The organism is Salinicola salarius, assembly GCF_003206135.1.
Classification (GTDB): domain Bacteria; phylum Pseudomonadota; class Gammaproteobacteria; order Pseudomonadales; family Halomonadaceae; genus Salinicola; species Salinicola salarius.
The window spans coordinates 420,661-434,005 of record NZ_PZJT01000006.1 but is presented as its reverse complement, the minus strand read 5'-3'; the positions used below and the strand labels follow the sequence as shown (position 1 = coordinate 434,005).

At 63.0% G+C, this 13,345-nt stretch carries 13 protein-coding genes; 9 read left to right on the top strand and 4 right to left on the bottom strand.

From position 1 onward, the window contains the following. Window positions 1-34: 34 nt before the first annotated feature. The 3 genes from DOM32_RS08480 (at window position 35) to DOM32_RS08470 (ending at window position 3,813) form a co-directional block, all read left to right on the top strand. Window positions 35-349 (top strand): DUF2845 domain-containing protein, encoded by a 315-nt coding sequence (locus tag DOM32_RS08480; RefSeq protein ID WP_110633210.1) that lies wholly within the window; start codon window positions 35-37, stop codon window positions 347-349. 109 nt (window positions 350-458) lie between these two features. Continuing rightward, the gene (locus DOM32_RS08475; protein WP_110633207.1) at window positions 459-1,388 is read left to right on the top strand and encodes an AEC family transporter; all 930 of its coding nucleotides are present in this window, start codon (window positions 459-461) and stop codon (window positions 1,386-1,388) included. A gap of 40 nt (window positions 1,389-1,428) precedes the next feature. Continuing rightward, window positions 1,429-3,813, top strand: a complete 2,385-nt coding sequence (locus tag DOM32_RS08470; protein WP_208625340.1) for a DNA polymerase II — start codon at window positions 1,429-1,431, stop codon at window positions 3,811-3,813. 31 nt (window positions 3,814-3,844) lie between these two features. Here DOM32_RS08470 and thiI read toward each other — a convergent pair whose 3' ends face one another. Beyond that, window positions 3,845-5,353, bottom strand: coding sequence for a tRNA uracil 4-sulfurtransferase ThiI (gene thiI / locus DOM32_RS08465; protein ID WP_110633202.1), 1,509 nt, complete (start codon window positions 5,351-5,353; stop codon window positions 3,845-3,847). 179 nt (window positions 5,354-5,532) lie between these two features. Here thiI and DOM32_RS08460 point away from each other — a divergent pair, with 179 nt between their 5' ends. The 6 genes from DOM32_RS08460 (at window position 5,533) to dcd (ending at window position 9,864) form a co-directional block, all read left to right on the top strand. Continuing rightward, window positions 5,533-5,802, top strand: a complete 270-nt coding sequence (locus DOM32_RS08460; RefSeq protein WP_071230435.1) for a hypothetical protein — start codon at window positions 5,533-5,535, stop codon at window positions 5,800-5,802. A 243-nt stretch (window positions 5,803-6,045) separates the two neighbouring features. Next, window positions 6,046-6,774 carry a glutathione S-transferase gene (locus DOM32_RS08455; protein ID WP_110633199.1) on the top strand — a complete coding sequence of 243 codons (729 nt, stop codon included), beginning with the start codon at window positions 6,046-6,048 and terminating at the stop codon, window positions 6,772-6,774. Between the two features lie 61 nt (window positions 6,775-6,835). Next, a complete protein-coding gene (gene luxS, locus DOM32_RS08450) occupies window positions 6,836-7,351 on the top strand; it encodes an S-ribosylhomocysteine lyase (protein WP_110633196.1) in 516 nt (171 codons plus the stop codon). A 223-nt stretch (window positions 7,352-7,574) separates the two neighbouring features. Continuing rightward, window positions 7,575-8,036, top strand: a complete 462-nt coding sequence (locus DOM32_RS08445) for a tellurite resistance TerB family protein (RefSeq protein ID WP_110633194.1) — start codon at window positions 7,575-7,577, stop codon at window positions 8,034-8,036. A 188-nt stretch (window positions 8,037-8,224) separates the two neighbouring features. Then, window positions 8,225-9,025, top strand: coding sequence for an iron-sulfur cluster carrier protein ApbC (gene apbC / locus DOM32_RS08440; protein ID WP_167400657.1), 801 nt, complete (start codon window positions 8,225-8,227; stop codon window positions 9,023-9,025). Between the two features lie 272 nt (window positions 9,026-9,297). Further along, window positions 9,298-9,864 carry a dCTP deaminase gene (gene dcd / locus DOM32_RS08435; RefSeq protein WP_087718745.1) on the top strand — a complete coding sequence of 189 codons (567 nt, stop codon included), beginning with the start codon at window positions 9,298-9,300 and terminating at the stop codon, window positions 9,862-9,864. Between the two features lie 282 nt (window positions 9,865-10,146). Here dcd and DOM32_RS08430 read toward each other — a convergent pair whose 3' ends face one another. The 3 genes from DOM32_RS08430 to purM all read right to left on the bottom strand — a co-directional run bounded on the left by DOM32_RS08430 (window position 10,147) and on the right by purM (window position 13,263). Next, window positions 10,147-11,232: an aldo/keto reductase gene (locus DOM32_RS08430; RefSeq protein WP_110633188.1), complete on the bottom strand. Its 1,086-nt coding sequence runs from the start codon at window positions 11,230-11,232 to the stop codon at window positions 10,147-10,149. Window positions 11,233-11,419: 187 nt separating this feature from the next. Continuing rightward, entirely contained in the window at window positions 11,420-12,172 is a 753-nt protein-coding gene (gene purN, locus DOM32_RS08425) for a phosphoribosylglycinamide formyltransferase (protein ID WP_110633185.1), read from the bottom strand. Beyond that, entirely contained in the window at window positions 12,169-13,263 is a 1,095-nt protein-coding gene (gene purM, locus DOM32_RS08420) for a phosphoribosylformylglycinamidine cyclo-ligase (protein WP_110633183.1), read from the bottom strand. The genes purN and purM overlap by 4 nt, the downstream gene beginning before the upstream one ends. Between the last annotated feature and the right edge of the window lie 82 nt (window positions 13,264-13,345).

The following is a 13,345-nucleotide window of genomic DNA, read 5'->3' as shown; positions in this document are numbered from 1 at the left end:
CGGTACGGGTATTTTATCTAGGGGAGGTCCTGAAATGCGCATGTTGGCTCGAAGAAGCCATAGAGTATTGATAGGGGCGCTGCTTCTTGTGAGTGTCGCAAACCCCGTCAATGCAATGCGTTGCGAAAATGGGCTCACCGCCAATGGCGATTCACCTGAGCAGGTGCTAAGAAAATGCGGCCCACCCGACTCTCGAGTGGTCGAACTACCGCAGCGGCGCGGTGGTCATCTCATCGAGGGCGCCGTCACGGTCGAGCGCTGGATTTACAAGAGTGTCCATGGGGCTCGCTATCGTCTGCGTTTCGTGGCAGGAAAGCTGGTCGACGAAGATACCGAGATATTTCCCTGATAGGTACGGAAGTCAAATTGTCGGCGTTCGTAGAATACCGGCTAGAACCGTAATCGGGTGTTACAGTTAGCGGCCGAATCACTACAGCCTGTCGCTTTAGGAGCCCGAGATGGCCGATGTCGATCTTTCGCAGTCACTGTGGATGCTGCTGTTCTTCGTGGCTCTGGGCTGGGTCGCATCGCGGCATCTCAAGGTCGATCCACGGCCGATCGCGACATTGCTCGTCTACATCATTTCCCCGCTGACCTTCTTCAACGGTCTCACCCAAGGGCATCCGACCCCCGACAAACTCGTGTTAACGGGGAGCGTGCTGCTGCTGGCGGCGCTGCTCTGCCTGGTCGTCAATGCCCTGGCCGCACGCTTCTTCGGTGACCAGGAGCGGGCGCTGCTTGCCTTCTCGGCAGGCACGGGCAATACCGGTTATTTCGGCTTTCCGATCGCGCTGGTATTGCTGCCGCCGGAGGGCGTCACCCTTTATCTCTTCTGTATGCTGGGAGTCTCGCTCTACGAGTTCACGGTCGGTTTCTATATCAGCGCCCGTGGCCGTTTCTCGGTCAAGGAAAGTCTCGTCAGGCTGGCGAAACTGCCGCTGATCTACGCCTTTCTGGCGGGCATGCTGGTCAGCGCTCTCGGCTGGCGTATTCCGGATGTGGCGGTGGAGGGACTCGATTACTTCAAGTACTGCTTCACGGTGCTGGGGATGATGATCATCGGCATGACGCTGGGGCGGGTCACGTGGGGGGCGTTCGATAGCCGTTTCGTGGCCGCCTGCATACTGGTGCGCTTTGTCGTCTGGCCGCTGGCCACGCTGCTGATGGTGGTGGGGCTGCGCGCGAGCGTGAGGATTTCCGACTCGCTGGCGCTCGCGTTTCTGCTCATCGGTGCGGTACCCATGGCCGCCAACGTGGTGGTCATCGCCATGGAGCTGGACATTCGGCCGGAGAAAGGCGCCATTGCCGTGCTGATCACCACGCTGGCCGCCCCGTTGCTGATACCGGTCTATCTCGGCTTGGTGCTGCCCTGGGTGCTCTCTTTCTGAACGCGGGCCATCGGTGACGACGGCTGTGCAAGGGGATGTCGTGGAACAGCAGGGGTTCATTCTGACGCGGCACTGGCGGGATACGCCGGCCGGAACCGAAATATCGCTGTGGCTCGCCACCGATGCCGGGCCACGGCTGGTGCGTCTGCCCCCGCAGACATCGGTCGCCTTCCTTCCTGCCGAACAGCGCGCGGCGGCCGAACAGATCTTGCGCCAGGAGCGAGATGTCGAACTGCGCGAGCTGGAGCTGAAAGACTTCGATCAGCGGCCCGTGCTGGGGCTTTACTGCCGCCAGCATCGTCAATTAATGAACCTGGAACGGCGCCTGAGCGAAGCGGGTATCGATGTGTTCGAGGCCGACGTCAGGCCGCCGGATCGCTACCTGATGGAGCGTTTCATTACCGCGCCGGTCACCGCCAGCGGTCGCGAGGGAGACGATGGCGCGATCCTGGACGCTCAGCTGAAGTCGGCGCCCGACTACCGCCCGACGCTGAAGCTCTGCTCGCTGGATATCGAAACCAGCGAACGGGGCGATCTCTATTCGATCGGTCTGCACGGCTGCGGTCAGCGGATCGTCTACATGCTGGGGCCGCCGGCGGGAGAGGGCGGCAAGGCGGATCGCGAGCGAGACTTCGAACTCGTCTACTGTGACTCCCGCGCCGAGCTGCTGCAGGCGCTCAACGCCTGGTTCGCTCGTTTCGACCCGGATGCGATCATCGGCTGGAGCGTGATCCAGTTCGATCTGCGTCAGTTGCAGCGTCACGCCGAGCGCTTGAACGTACCGCTGACGCTGGGCCGAGGCGGCGCGGCGATAGAATGGCGTGCCCATGGCCGCGGTTCCGGCACGTCGTCCAACCACCATTTCGTCACCATTCCCGGGCGACTGGCCATCGATGGCATCGAGGCGCTGCGCTCCGCGACCTGGAGCTTCCCGTCGTTCAGTCTGGAAAACGTGGCGCAGACGCTGCTCGGCGAGGGCAAGGCGATCGACAACCCCTACCAGCGCATGGCGGACATCAACCGCATGTTTGCCGAAGACAAGCCGGCGCTGGCGCGCTACAACCTGAAGGATTGCGAGCTGGTCACGCGGATCTTCGAACATGCCCGGATCATGGATTTCCTGCTCGAGCGGGCGAGCGTGACGGGCCTGGCCGCGGATCGCAGCGGCGGCTCGGTGGCGGCCTTCTCCCATCTCTATCTGCCGCGCATGCATCGGCTCGGGTTCGTCGCCCCGACGCTGGGCAGTCGCGACGGCGGGGACAGCCCCGGCGGCTACGTGATGGATTCCCGCCCGGGGCTCTACGATTCGGTGCTGGTACTCGATTTCAAGAGCCTGTATCCGTCGATCATCCGTTCGTTCCTGATCGATCCGGTGGGTCTGATAGAAGGGTTGCGTCAGCCGGATGACGCGCACGCCGTGCCGGGTTTCCTGGGAGCGAGGTTCTCTCGCACGGCTCATGCATTGCCGGCGATCGTCGGGCAGGTCTGGGAGGGCCGCGAAGCCGCCAAGCGGGAAGGCAACGCGCCACTGGCCCAGGCGTTGAAGATCATCATGAACGCCTTCTACGGCGTGCTCGGCTCGCGAGGTTGTCGCTTTTTCGATCCTCGCCTGGCCTCGTCGATCACCATGCGCGGGCACGAGATCATGCGTCGTACCCGAGAATTGATCGAAGCTGAAAGTTATACCGTTATCTATGGTGATACCGATTCGACGTTCGTGTGGTTGGGCGGGGCGCACGAGGCCGAGGCAGCGAATGAGATCGGGCAGCGGCTGGTGACACTCGTCAATGACTGGTGGCGTCGGCATCTGCGCGAGACGTTCGATCTGGAAAGCGCGCTGGAACTGCAGTTCGAAACGCACTTCGCCCGCTTCCTGATGCCGACCATTCGCGGCGCGGAGGAGGGCAGCAAGAAGCGCTATGCGGGGCTGGTGCGAGGCGAGGACGGCAGCGAACGGCTGGTATTCAAGGGGCTGGAGTCCGTACGGGCCGACTGGTCGCCATTGGCGCAGCAGTTCCAGCGCGAGCTCTACCGGCGCATCTTCACGGGGGAGCCGTACCGTGACTATGTGCGCGGGATCGTCCACCAGACGATGGCCGGCGAACACGACGACGCGCTGATCTACCGCAAGCGTCTGCGGCGCAAGCTCGACGATTACCAGCGCAACGTGCCGCCGCATGTGCGTGCCGCGCGCATGGCCGACGAGCTCAATCGCCAACTGGGCCGGCCGCAGCAGTACCAGAACGGCGGCTGGATCCGCTACGTGATCACCGTCTCCGGGCCGGAGCCACTCGAAGCCCGTCGCTCGGCGATAGACTATCACCACTATGTCAGCCGTCAGCTGGCGCCGGTCGCCGACGGCATACTGCCGTTCGTGGGGGATGACTTCGCCAGGCTGACCGATCAGCAGTTGGGGCTGTTCTGAACGAACCGCTGATCTCTTCTGGCATTGCGCATCAACCGGGGAGGTCGGGGAGATAGACGCCGACGTTGTCGTAGCCCCGATCGGTCAGGTGAGCGGCCTGCATCCGGCTCATGGTGCCCTGGGCACAGTAGAGCAGATAGTGGCAGTCGTCCGGCAGTGTCGCGACGCGTCCGCCCAGCTCGAAGTAGGGGATGGCCAGCGGTTGGCCCTCGGGCAGAACCAGCGGATCGAGGTCACGCTCGTCAGGGTGGCGGATGTCGATCACCCTGACCCGGTCACGGCTCTGGTCATGTCTCAGGTCACGGCTGGCCGTGGCCGACGGCGAAGCGGTCGCCACCGCGTCCTCTCTGCCTGGCACGTCTTCGTTCAGCAATTGGTCACTGCGCACGACGCTCGATCTAGCAATGGCATCGTCCAGTACGCTTTGATCGAAACCGGCCTCGGCGTCGAGTATTCGCTCCGGCTTGGGCCGCGTGTTCGGCTTGCGTGAGATCGTCCCGCACACTTCCGGGAGGCCCTCGGCCAGTTCGGCGGTGCCGATGTGGCGCGCCTGCTCGATGATCGTCTGCTTGTCGCTGGCGATCAGCGGCCGCAGGATCGGTCGCGCGCTGGCAGCGTCGATCAGGCCGAGATTGGTCAGGCTCTGGCTGGAGACCTGGGCCAGCGCGTCCCCGGTAATCAGGGCCGGTAGACGGTGGCGTTGGGCGATCCGGTTGGCAGCGCGGACCATCATCCGCTTGAGGACCACGCCGGCCAGAGCGGCCGGCGCAGTGCGCTGGATGGCGTTCATCACTTCGACGAACGGCATGCTGATGAAGTCGACGCGGTGAGAGGCACCGTAACCCCGCCACAAGCGATCCACGACCTGACGTACCACACGCTCCTGATCCGGTCCGCCGAGATCGAAGTACAGAAAGTGAGTCTTCAATCCTCTTCGCATCATCTGCCAGGCCGCGACCGGCGAGTCGTAGCCGCCCGAGATCAAGGCCAGCGCCTGGCCCTGAGTGCCCATCGGGTATCCGCCCAGGCCGGGTAGTCGTCGCGTGACCAGCGTCACACGCGCGTCGTGAAGCTCGAGGCGCACGTCGTGTTCCGGCTGCTTGAGATCGACCCGCGCCGTGGGCACCGCCTCGAGCAGCGCGGCGCCAAGGAAGCGTTCGATGGTCTCCGAGCGGAAATCATGTTGCCCCCGGCGCTTGACGCTGACGCGAAAACGGCGACTCGCCAGCGTCTCTCGCCACAGCGGGACCAGTCTGGCGGCAGTATCCTCGAAGGAAGACCAGTCGTGGGTTTCGACGACCTGGATCTCGTGGATGCCGGCCACGCCTCGAAGGCGGGCTTCGAAGGTCTCCCGCGCGGTGTCGTCGAGAGGTTGGCGCGGGCGGATTTCCAACGCATCCCACTCGTCTCGTACCCGCACGCCCGGGGCGATGGAAGCGAGCGTATTGCGAATGTTGGTACGCAGATATCTCACCATTTCCCGGCGCACCGGGCGGGATTTGACGGTGATTTCCGGGAACAGCTTGACGCGATAACGCATGATAGAGAGTCGGTCGGCTCGAGGGCGGCGTAGGGTAACAACACTGGCGAGCGCCCGCCAATTGACAGGCCGGATTCGGGGGTGCTATTAAGCCGCTGCCGGCAATCGTGCCGGTGTTCGCGCCGAGGCCCGACCACGTCCGTGAGCGGCGTCAGGCGCTCTTCGAGGAATCACTCAAGATGGCATTGCGCCGTATGTTGATGGCGTCCGGATTGGTCGTGGCGATGGCCGGCTGCGCTTCCAATACCTTTGCGCCCAATTACCAGTCGAACAATACCGACATCCTGAGAATCGGCGGCGAGCGGCCGGATGCTGCCGCGCCGGCGATCGAGGATCTCGGCTCGTTCTGCGTGCAGACCACGCAGCAGTGGAACGATCAGGGCAAAACCCCCGACGGCCAGCGTCTGTGGGTGAAAAGCACGCTGCGCCAGGCCGTGGCGTGTCGCTAGATTTTTCGTCGCTGCTCTGTCGCTGACCGGCGAAGCATCGTGATCCACCCGGCGGGCCCGAACCGAGACAAGGTTCGGGCCCGTTTTTTGTCCTATGCTGAGGAGCGCATTCGATCGTCGGGTCGATCCGGTTGCCGCTGTCTCGGGGTTGTCTCACGGCGATCCGGCTCCATGTCTTGAACAGGAATTCAGCAGCGCTTTGGAAGGCTGTCAGCCAACAGCGCCTGAACGGGAGGGAAAAGGATGACCTACGAGCTCTACTATTGGCCCGGGATTCCCGGTCGCGGCGAATTCGTGCGCTTGGCGCTGGAAGACGCCGGCGCGGATTACATTGATGTAGGCAAGCAGTCCGCCGCTGATGGCGGTGGCGCGGGTGCCGTCAGCGAGTTCATCCACGGCGGGGAGCTGGGGCGCCCGCATTTCGCGCCGCCAGTATTGAAAGCCGGCGACATCGTGGTGTCCCATGTCGCCAATATCCTGCAGTTCCTCGGCCCTCGGCTGGGGTTGGTGCCGGAGGGCGAGGCCAGCCGCCACTGGGCCAATGGCTTGCAGCTGACGCTGACGGACTTCGTCGCCGAGATTCATGATACCCATCACCCGATCGGCGCGTCGCTCTACTACGAGGATCAGCAGGAGGAAGCCAAGCGACGCAGTGTCGTTTTCGTCCAGGAGCGATTGCCCAAGTTTCTCTACTACTTCGAGCGAGTACTGTCGGCCAACGCCGGCAACGAGCCCTATCTGGTCGGTACGGCACACAGCTACGTGGACCTGTCGCTATTTCAGGTCGTCACCGGGCTGCGCTACGCCTTTCCCCGCTCGATGGAGCGGCTGGAGCCGGAAGTGCCGGAGGTGACGGCGCTGGCCGACCGCGTGAGTCAACGGCCGAAACTGGCGGCTTATCTGACCTCGGATCGGCGGCTCGATTTCAACGAGAGCGGCATATTCCGCCACTATCCGGAACTGGACACCTGACAGCGCCGGTTAGCGTGCTAAAGTAGGCATCTGACCGGACACGCCAACCAAGGAGGCAAGCATGCCATTACTCGATAGTTTCATGGTCGACCACACCAAGATGAATGCACCGGCGGTGCGTGTCGCCAAGCAGATGAAGACACCGGGCGGCGACAACATCACCGTCTACGATCTGCGCTTCTGCGTTCCCAACGAAGAGATCCTGTCCGAGCGCGGTATTCACACGCTCGAGCACCTGTTCGCCGGCTTCATGCGTCAGCACCTCAACGGCGACGGCGTCGAGATCATCGATATCTCGCCGATGGGTTGCCGCACAGGCTTCTACATGAGCCTGATCGGCCATGTCGACGAGCAGACCGTGGGGACCGCCTGGAAAGCGGCGATGGAAGACGTACTGGCGCTGACGGATCAGAAGTCGATTCCCGAACTCAACATCTACCAGTGCGGAACGGCGGAAATGCACTCGCTCGACGAAGCGCAGCAGATCGCCCGCAACGTCACCACCCGCGGGATCGGCGTCAACTCCAACAGCGAGCTCAAGCTGACCGAAGAGTTCCTCGCCGCCCACGGTGCATGACGACCGGCATCATCGTGATGCCACGCAGCGCGTTCTTTAATGCGCCAGACCCGCAACTTCGGTTGCGGGTTTTTTCGTTCGGCGAGGCGCGTCGATCGAATCCGGTGGGCTTTCGAACCTTTCGGGCTCTCGGTGTCAAAATGTCGGTCAACACGCGCCCGAAGCCGCGCGAAACGCCTTGTTTCATCACCGTTTATCGCCGTTCAACGCAGGGGAGTGAGCCATGCTCGATACTGTTCAACAATTCTTTCAGCGCGTTCTGGCCGTGCCGGAATCCGACGGTCGTGATGCCGTGACACCACAACTGGCGGTCGCGGCGCTGTTCAGCGAGGTGCTGCGTGCCGATTATGAGGTCGATCCTCAGGAATTGGCCACGTTGCGCCGGATCTTGATGGCCCGGTTCTCGATGGACGAGGCCGCCGCCGATGAGTTGATCCAGCAGGCGCAGACGCAGGTCGAACAGGCCGTGGATCATTTCCAGTACGTTTCCCTGCTCAACGAACGCTACAGCTACGATCAGCGTGTCGAGCTGATCGCGGCGATGTGGCGTCTGGCCTACGCTGACCATGAACTCGCCGCCCTCGAGGAGCATCGTATCCGGCGGCTGGCGGACCTGCTCTACGTGACCCATAGCGACTTCATTCGCACCAAGCTGACGGTGCAGAACGAGTTCGAGCGCGATTGACCGGCCTGGCCGTCGTCCCCTGTATCGATTCGAACCGTGATGAGCGTTTTCCGCTGGTAATGTTGTCCCGTCTCGTCTCGTTTGGTCGGGTTCGGCCGCTATTTCCCACCACAACGCTAGGGTATAGGGCGCCGGGCTCGTTATACTGGCGGAAGTCATGCTTTGAACGTTGCAAGGAGTAGTTCGTGATCGAGGGCATCAAACATATCGTGGCGGTCGCCTCCGGCAAGGGCGGCGTCGGCAAGTCCACCGTCACTGCCAATCTGGCGTTGGCGATGGCGGCGGAAGGGTATCGTGTCGGCCTGCTCGACGCCGATATCTATGGCCCGAGCCAGGCGCGGATGCTGGGGTTGCCGGAGAGCACCCGCCCCGAGGTAGTCGACGAAAAGAACATGAAGCCGGTGATGGCGCACGGCATCCAGGCGATGTCGATGGCATTCATGGTCGATATCAACCAGCCAATGGTATGGCGAGGCCCGATGGTCTCCGGCGCCTTCCAGCAGCTGCTCAACCAGACGCTGTGGAATGATCTCGATTTCCTGTTCATCGACATGCCGCCGGGCACCGGCGACATCCAGTTGACGCTGGCGCAGAAGGTGCCGGTCGACGGTGCGGTGATCGTCACCACGCCGCAGGACATCGCGCTGCTGGATGCGCGCAAGGGCATCGAGATGTTTCGCAAGGTGAACGTGCCGGTGCTGGGCGTGGTGGAAAACATGAGCCTGCACATCTGCTCCAACTGTGGCCATAGCGAACCGATCTTCGGTGCCGGCGGCGGCGAGCGTATCGCCGAGCAGTACGAGACGCGGTTGCTGGGTCAGCTGCCGTTGCAACTGTCGATCCGCGAGCAGGCCGATGGCGGCAAGCCGAGCGTGGTTGCCGATCCGGAGGGCGAGGTGGCTGCCACGTTCCGCCAGATGGCGCGTGATGTCGCCAGTGGCGTCGCTGGGCAGGATACCGGTGGCCCGACGATCTCGTTCAGCGACTGATCTCGATCGGCAAGGGTTTTCAATTGGCAAGGGCTTGCGATTAGCAAGGGTTTTCGATTAGCAAGGGCTTTCGTACACAACCGCGCAGGGCTAGGGCGAGCGGCCTTCCTGCGCGGGTTGCTTCTGGTGCGTCGTCTCCTTTTCCTTTTTTCTTTTCCTTAATGAAATCGGGCCGCTATCATGTCGCCCCGATCAGATCGCTCCCGTTTTTCCTCGGCCCAACGAATAGATGACGTCGCGACGACGTCAGTCTCAGTCTCAAGGACGCCTGCATGAGCATTAAATCCGACAAGTGGATTCGCCGTATGGCGGAGCAGGAAGGCATGATCGAGCCCTTCGAGGCCGATCAGGTCCGTCACGTGAACAACCAGCGCGTCATTTCCTACGGGACGTCCAGCTACGGCTACGATGTGCGTTGCGCCGACGAGTTCAAGGTGTTCACCAATATTCACTCGGCGGTGGTCGATCCCAAGGCGTTCGACGAAAAGAGCTTCGTCGACGTCAAGGGCGATGCCTGCGTGATCCCGCCCAACTCGTTTGCCCTGGCGCGCACGGTGGAGTATTTCCGGATCCCCCGCAGCGTGCTGACGATCTGCCTGGGCAAGTCGACCTACGCGCGGTGCGGCATCATCGTCAACGTGACGCCGCTGGAGCCGGAGTGGGAAGGTCACGTGACGCTGGAATTTTCCAACACCACCAACCTGCCGGCGCGTATCTACGCCAACGAAGGCGTGGCGCAGATGCTGTTCCTGGAATCCGACGAGGTCTGCGACGTTTCCTACAAGGACCGGGGCGGCAAGTATATGGGGCAACGTGGGGTCACGCTGCCGCGCACCTGAGAACCCGTCTACGATCTGCTGCGCGTCGGCCAAACATTGTTGCGCCGGAGCGCAGCGGAGATAACAGCCGGAGGCTGGCCCATAGGGCGAGCAAAGCGAGTCAAACACTTTCGGAATGCTCATTTAGCCCCATGTGAACTCCGCGCCCTAAAGCGTTTTTCGCCCCGAATTATCAAAAATCGTGGCTCTAGCTCGCGAGATCGTAAACAGATTCTGATAGCGACGCGGTTGATACAAGACGGGGCGCCTGATGGCGCCCCGTCTTGCGTTACGCTTCGACGCTCAGGCCGAGCGGTCGTCGTTGCGGTTCTTGATCGTGTCGCTGAAGCCATCCAGAAACGGCTTTTCTGCCGGGTCCAGGCGATCCATGCCGGAAACCACGCGATGCCAGTACGGGTAGAGCGGTGCCGGGCGAGTCAGTTTCTCCAGGCGGCGATGCTCTTCCGGGGATAGCGTCAGATCGGCGGCGGCGAGGTTGTCGCGCAGGTGTTCTTCGGTGCGGGCGCCGACGATCAGTGACGTGACCCCGGGGCGATCCTTCAGCCATGCCAGGCAGACACGGGGTATGGAGCAGCCATGGGCTTCGCCGATGGCGGCCAGCGCCTCGATGATGTCGTAGGCCCGTTCCATGTCGTGGATATAGGGCTCCGGCCATCCGTTGCCCTGACGGGTATCCGGCGGCGTCTTCTGGCCCCGGCGGACCTTGCCGGTCAGGAAGCCTTCGCCCAGCGGCCCCCAGATCAGCGAGCCGACGTTCTGATCGAGCGCCAGCGGCATCAGCTCGTACTCCGCCTCGCGGGACTCCGGCGTGTAGTAGATCTGCTGGCTGATCGGCTTGACCATGCCGTGCGTCTCGGCCTTGCCGAGCGTCTTCATCATCTGCCAGCCGGTGTAGTTGGACGTCCCCCAGTAGCGCACCTTGCCGCTGGCGACCAGATGATGCATCGCCTCGAGCGTCTCCTCGATGGGGGTGACGCCATCCCAGTTGTGCAACTGGTAGAGGTCGATGTGATCGGTGCCAAGCCGCTTGAGACTGGCCTCGACGGCGCGAATCAGGTGGTAGCGCGAGGCGCCGGTAGCGTTGGGGTCGTCGCCCAGCGGGCTTCGGCCCTTGGTGGCGAGGATGATGTCGTCGCGCTTGCTGCCCAGCGCCTTGCCGGTAATTTCCTCGGCCAGCCCGAGCGAGTAGAGATCGGCGGTATCGACCAGGTTGACGCCGGCATCGAAGGCGATATCGAGCAGCTTCTTGGCACCCTTGACATCGACGCTCGCGGCCTTCTCGAAACCGTTGGCGCCACCGAAGGGCACCGTGCCCAGCGTCAGCGTCGATACCATCAGTCCTGAATTGCCTAGCGGACGATAATCCATATCGCTTTTCCTCCTTGCGTGCTGAAACGTTCATCGACTGAAACGATTCATCCGGCACGAGGTGCCGAACGAAAGCATGAAGTCAGTCTGGCAAAGATTGGCGGTTGGGCAAGCGCGGGTAGTGTCCGCGGCAGGAAGATCGTCGGCGCTGGGAGCACCGACGAGGGGAGAGCGGGCGTGTCGGTAATCAGTCGTCGAGGTCGTCGTCCAGCTCTTCGGCGGCGTCGGCATGGGACATGCGCAGACCCGTCGGGGGCAGCGGCACGTTGTCCAGTGTCACCTTGCCATCGGGCGACAATTTGACGCGGCCTTCGAGGAACCAGCGCACCGCGATGGGATAGATCAGGTGCTCGCGGGCATGGACCTTTTCAATCAACGCGTCGACATCCTGATCCGGTTCGACGTTGACCACGGCCTGGATCACCACCGGCCCGCCATCGAGCTCCTCGGTGACGAAATGCACGCTGACGCCGTGCTCGGAGACACCGTCGGCCAGTGCGCGCCGGTGCGTGTCCAGCCCCTGATAGGCGGGCAGCAGTGACGGATGAATGTTGAGCATGCGACCGCGATAGCGGTCGACGAAAGCGGGCGTCAGAATGCGCATGAAGCCGGCGAGCACCACCAGGTGGGGCTCGTGGCGGTCGATGACCTTGATCAGCGCGGCGTCGAAGGCTTCGCGGGAATCATACTCGCGGTGGGGCAGGGCGACGGCATCGACGCCGGCGTCCCGGGCGCGCTTGAGTCCATAGGCATCGGCCTTGTTGGAGACCACGGCGACAATCTCGCCGCCGCCCAGTTCGTCGTGCTCCTGGGCATCCAGCAGGGCCTGCAGGTTGCTGCCATTGCCGGAGATCAGTACCACGACCCGCGGCTTTTCGGCCGCGGCCACTTCGAAGTCGTTCAGCGTGTCGTGCTGCTGTGAAGGATAGTCACCGCTCATGCCGGCAGGTTCTCCAGTTGCACGGCTTCTGCATCGGCATCACGGCCGACGATCTCGCCCAGACGATGGACGGTTTCGCCGGCGGTCTCGAGATGGGCGATGGCCTGGTCGGACTGATCCGCGGGAACCACCACGACCATGCCGATGCCGCAATTGAGCACACGATACATTTCACGCTCTTCCACGTTGCCCTGCTGCTTGAGCCAGTCGAACACGGCGGGACGCTGCCAGCGGCTGACGTCGATCCGCGCGGCCAGATGTTCCGGCAGCACTCGCGGCACGTTCTCGAGCAGGCCGCCGCCAGTGATGTGGGACAGCGCGTGAACGTCGACGCTGCTGGAGCGAATCAGCGACAGCAGCGACTTGACGTAGATACGGGTCGGTGCCATCAGCAGGTCGGCCAGCGGCTTGCCTTCCAGCGTGTCGTCGAGCTTGCCGCCGCCGACTTCCAGGATCTTGCGGATCAGCGAGTAGCCGTTGGAGTGCGGGCCGGAAGAGGCGAGGCCCAGCAGCACGTCGCCTTCACCGACCTTGCTGCCGTCGAGGATCTCGGATTTTTCGACCACGCCGACGCAGAAGCCGGCCAGGTCGTAGTCGCTGCCCTCGTACATGCCGGGCATTTCCGCGGTTTCGCCGCCGACCAGCGCGCAACCCGCCTGGCTGCAGCCTTCGCCGATGCCGGTGACCACGTCGGCGGCGATATCGACATCCAGCTTGCCGGTAGCGTAGTAGTCGAGAAACTGCAGCGGCTCGGCGCCGGCAACGACCAGGTCATTGACGCACATCGCGACGAGATCGATGCCGATGGTGTCGTGACGCCCCAGGTCCATGGCCAGGCGCAGCTTGGTGCCGACGCCGTCGGTGCCGGAGACCAGCACCGGCTGGCGGTAGCCGCTGGGAATTTCACACAGCGCGCCGAAACCGCCGAGCCCGCCCATGACTTCCGGTCGCGAGGTGCGCTTGGCGACGCCCTTGATTCTCTCGACCAGCGCGTTGCCCGCGTCGATGTCGACACCGGCGTCTCGGTAGGTCAGAGACTGGGAGCCGGGCGAACGGGGCGCGTTCGGGGTATCGGAAGAGGAGCGCGTCATAGGAGGACCTTTCTCGCGGAGCCAAGGAATAAGGATGATGTTCAGCGGGGCGCATTGTAGCATTGCCTTCATTGAGGGGGCA